This window comes from Plantactinospora mayteni, from assembly GCF_016862935.1.
In the GTDB taxonomy this organism is placed as follows: Bacteria; Actinomycetota; Actinomycetes; order Mycobacteriales; family Micromonosporaceae; genus Plantactinospora; species Plantactinospora mayteni.
This window is the reverse complement of sequence record NZ_BONX01000100.1, coordinates 1-4,123: the sequence shown is the minus strand read 5'-3', so window position 1 is coordinate 4,123 and position 4,123 is coordinate 1. Positions and strand designations below refer to the sequence as shown.

4 protein-coding genes are annotated in these 4,123 nt (G+C 66.3%); 3 read left to right on the top strand and 1 reads right to left on the bottom strand.

The features are described from left to right. Positions 1-138: 138 nt before the first annotated feature. From Pma05_RS42000 to Pma05_RS41990, 3 genes are all read left to right on the top strand, one after another. Positions 139-606, top strand: coding sequence for a hypothetical protein (locus Pma05_RS42000; protein WP_203863121.1), 468 nt, complete (start codon positions 139-141; stop codon positions 604-606). A 283-nt stretch (positions 607-889) separates the two neighbouring features. Further along, entirely contained in the window at positions 890-1,645 is a 756-nt protein-coding gene (locus Pma05_RS41995; protein ID WP_203863120.1) for a DUF1963 domain-containing protein, read from the top strand. 218 nt (positions 1,646-1,863) lie between these two features. After that, complete coding sequence (locus Pma05_RS41990) at positions 1,864-2,766, top strand: WD40 repeat domain-containing protein (protein WP_275414834.1); 903 nt, start codon at positions 1,864-1,866, stop codon at positions 2,764-2,766. 837 nt (positions 2,767-3,603) lie between these two features. Here Pma05_RS41990 and Pma05_RS41985 read toward each other — a convergent pair. Further along, the gene (locus Pma05_RS41985; protein WP_203863118.1) at positions 3,604-4,026 is read right to left on the bottom strand and encodes a nitroreductase/quinone reductase family protein; all 423 of its coding nucleotides are present in this window, start codon (positions 4,024-4,026) and stop codon (positions 3,604-3,606) included. Positions 4,027-4,123 lie beyond the last annotated feature (97 nt).

Genomic DNA, 4,123 nt, shown 5'->3' with positions numbered 1-4,123 from the left:
GTGCGTCCGTCCGCATCTGTCGCAGTTCGTGCAGGGCTCGGGGGCGCGGGTTTCGTCACCGTCTGTGTTCCCGGCTCTGGCGGTCCGTGGTGGCCAACGAGTGTGTGGCCAGCGGCGGTCGATCCATAGACTGCAGCGGTGAGGTACGACGAGTTCGAAGCGGCGATTCGCCATCTGGTCGCCAGGGCCAGCGACGACAACCTCCGTGTTTTCGGCGCCGAGACGGTCGTCCGTCTCGTCGGAGACGAACGGCTGGTCGACGTCGCAGTTGAGTATGAGCTCGACGAGGATGCCTCTGCGGCCCTCACCACCGCCCGCGACAGCGTGCTGACAGCCAGCCCGGCCGAGCTGCGTGCGCACCTGGCGCGCATCGGTGACGGCATCCTCACCGACGGCGACATGGATACCGAACTCCTGAACGTCATCTCCGCACTCGAACATTGGACGACCTACCTGGAGACGGGCCAGCGCGGCGAGCTCTACGAACTCGCCATCCGCTCCATCGAACAGGTCGATTTCCAGGTCTCGGCCGACCTCAGCGACTTTCTGGCCAAAACCGAGATGGCCACCGAGTACGAGCGGATCGAGCGGCTGCTTACCGCGTAGGGACAGCCGGAGCCGACGTTCCCGAGAAGCCGCTGGGGCACCGCCAGCCGCCCTCACCCGGCACAGCGCTGTCGGACCCTTCTGTCCGCGGCGAGTATTCCAGCTCAACGCCATGAGGATGCCTCAACCTCACTGGCGGGCGACACCAGTGGTGGCCGAATGTAGGTGGCATCGGTTTCGGCGCGGTGCCGGTGCCACCATCGGGTGGACCACGCGCGTTTCCGTCTTGGAGTGGGGGATCGATCACGGATGCTGTCGGAGGGCCGTGCTGAGATGACCTGTTGTGGACTACCGTGACGCGTTGCCCGAGCTGCGCCAGATCTGCATCGAGGAGTTGGGGGAGCGCTTCGGCGCGCAGTTGGCCGAGCACGCCCGCCCCGGCTTCGGTCTCGAACCGGCCAGGAAGGGAAGACCGGCCACCGGCCGGAACTACCTGGGTGGCCCGGCCCTGCTGGATCCGGGCACCCCGTGGCCGGACTACCTCGGCATCCCGCTGAGCCCGGTCGCCGTCCTCGACACCGATCCGCTCGCCTCCTGGCTCGGTGAGCATCTGCCGGTGCGCCCCGGCCTGCTCAACTTCTTCGTTTTCGAGCCGGACCTGCCGCCGAAGGAGTACCCCCGCGACGTGGACTACGACGATCCACGCTGGTTGCGGGTGATCCCGGCCGACCCGGCGCGGGCGGCGGAGGTACCGGCGCCGGCCCCGGCCAGGTCGTTCGACCGGATCCCGTTGCACGCCAAGCCGGTGCTGACCCTGCCGGGCCACGGCGACTCGGCCTACCGTGACTTCGACTGGGACACCGAGATAGCGGCGTGGCCGCTCATCGACCAGGCGGAGAAGCACGACCATCTGGCGTTCGGCCGGCCGCAGTGGGAGCAGGGCCCGGAGCCGTCGTGGCGGGATGACCACCGGCACCTGCTCATGGTCAGCCCGGGAAAGCTGGGGCTCGACTGGTCGTACTTCTATTTCTCTGTGCCTGCGGCCGCTTTCCGCGCCGGTGACTTCAGCCAGGTAGTGGTCGGCCGGGTGATCCACTGACACCATCCTCGGGCTGAGCGCCCCAGAACTGGCCAACCGGGTCCGTGTATCGCGAAGCGTTTGAGCTTTTGGTACGTAGGGTTCGGCGTCCTTGGCGGTGGTGCTGGTGCCTTGGCGTTGACAGTATTGTTCACCGCCGGCTTGAGGCGGTGCGGGCGACGTTGGCGTCGGTGCGGGTGTGGGAGAACTGACTGCCAGAGAGCCGGTGGAGGATCTTTTTGAACGGGCACGATGGATCGGTGCGATCGATGGCCACAACGCGGATTGATGGACGCCCTCACGCGGTGACCGGCGGTGATGATGGACTGGTGCGGGTTTGGGACCTGACCAGTGGTCGGCAGGCTGGTGAGTCGCTGACCGGTCACACCTCGGCGGTCTGGTCGGTGGCCACAACGATGATCGACGGACAGCCGCACGCAGTGAGTGGGAGTCCGGACCAGACAGCGCGAGTGTGGAACCTGACCACCGGGCAGCAGGCTGGTGAACCCTTGACCGGCCATGAAGACGTGGTGGAAGTGGTGGCAGCCATCGCGATCGACGGGCACCCCCACGCGATCACTTCCGGCGCGGACTACACGATACGGGTGTGGGACTTGACCCTTGGCCGGCAGGTCGGTGGGCCGGTGGACGTGTACGGCGACTGGGTGCAGTCAGTGGCGCCTGTGATGATCGACGGCCATCCGCACGTGGTCGCGGTTAGCGATAAGGGCATGGTGCGCGTCTGGGAATTGAATACTGGTGAGCAGGTCGTTGCGTTGGCTACCGGGACCACTGGGTGGCTGCGTTCGGTGGCCGCGCCGGTGATCGATGGACGCCCGCACGCGGTGACCGGCGGTGATGACGGGTCGGTGCGGGTGTGGGACCTGACGTCGGGCGAGCAGGTCAGTGAGCCATTGACCGGTCACGCAGGCCGGGTGTGGTCGGTGGCCACAACGGTGATCGACGGACGGCCGTACGCAGTCAGCGGGGGGAACGACGGGACGGTGCGGGTATGGAACCTCGTCACAGGCAAGCAGGTAGGCCGGGAGTCCGTGTTCCCGTCCCCGGTCCGCGCTGTTGCGGTGGCTGCTGAGGGCCACATCGTGGTCGGCTTTGGTCATGAGGTCGGCATACTTCAGTAGTCCAGGCGGATTGATCCGCGGGCCTTGCGACGAGCCTGTCACCGTCTGGTGTGGCCGGATCACCGGCAAGCTCGAGCAGAAACGGCAGGCTCGCCGTGCTGCTGGGGTAGACGTCACCCTGGTGGTGAACTTTGCCGTAGAAGTCGCGCGGTGCCAGGCCCCGCTCCTTGGCATCCGGAGAGCGCAGTGCTTCCAGAAGCGCCGGCACCTCTTCGGCTGAACCATAGGCATGATGCATAGCCGCCCAGCCGACATCGCGAATTCCGCTGAACACGCGCGGCACTATGGTCGAATCCACCGACATTTACTGCGAGGCGGCCACAGCCGGAGCTGCCCAGCGACGACCTCTCACGCCGCGAGGCGTGCGCTGGGCCATCTCGCGTCGGTCCCGCTGTAACGTCGCCCGACGTCTACAGCTCGGGCGGTCGCACATTGGGAGCCAAGCGTTCCCCGGCTGCGAGATCGTTTCGCCAGTAGCGATAGACCCGACCGACCACGACCTCGACTGTCTCGGCCGCGAGAAGGCAGGGAAGTCGGTCGCCTCCGACCGGCGGTCGATGTCGAAGGCTATGACCAGCGGTGGTTCCTCACCGACATACCGGCGCACCAACTCGTGTTCGTCCAGAGTCAACTCCCCTTGCGGTCAGTCGTGGTGGCAGGTGGAAGTCGGGGCGCACGCGCCGCGCGATTCAGGTTGAAAAAGGTTCAGTGTGCGTGTGAGTGCCAGAGCCTGCAGACGGCAATCGAGCGCACTTTCCTGTCGACCTGAATGCTGCCCGCAACTGCGGGCGCACGAGCCCTCGTTAACCTCCGGGCCTCAGACGCCCAAGGTGGACCTCAGGCAGAAGGCGGTATTTGCAGTCGGACGACCGGGAACTTACGGGTCGTCTTCTTCTCGTACTCCCGAGCGTCCGGCCAGTAGTCGCGCCAGATCCCGTACAGGTTCTCCCATCGCGGATCGCCGGGTCGGACCACTTGGTAGTCGGCGATGACCGTGGCCACGCCGAGTTCGATCGTGGCCGGGCCGGAGGCGGCTTCGAGGTTGGCCACCCATTGTGGGTCCTCCGGCGCACCACCGAGGCTGCCACAGATCACATACGCATCACCGTCGGGCGCCGCGACCAGCGGCGTGACGAACTCTTTGCCGGACCGCCGTCCGATGTGATGCAGCAGAACAAGAGCCTTGCCTTCCCAATGCCCGCCGACCACACCGTCGTTCGCGCGGAAGGTCTCGATGATGCTGTCGTTGAAGGACGCCATTAGGACAGGCTAGCCGAGTGGTCACCCTTGGCGCCTCCGATCCACTGCGGCTCGTCGCGGCGACTTCCAGACGGCTGAGCGGTGCACAGACATCCGG

What these genes read in the sequence shown, in the direction of transcription:
- Pma05_RS41985 (WP_203863118.1), bottom strand. Translation starts at nt 4,026, where the DNA reads ATGGCGTCCTTCAACGACAGCATCATCGAGACCTTCCGCGCGAACGAC.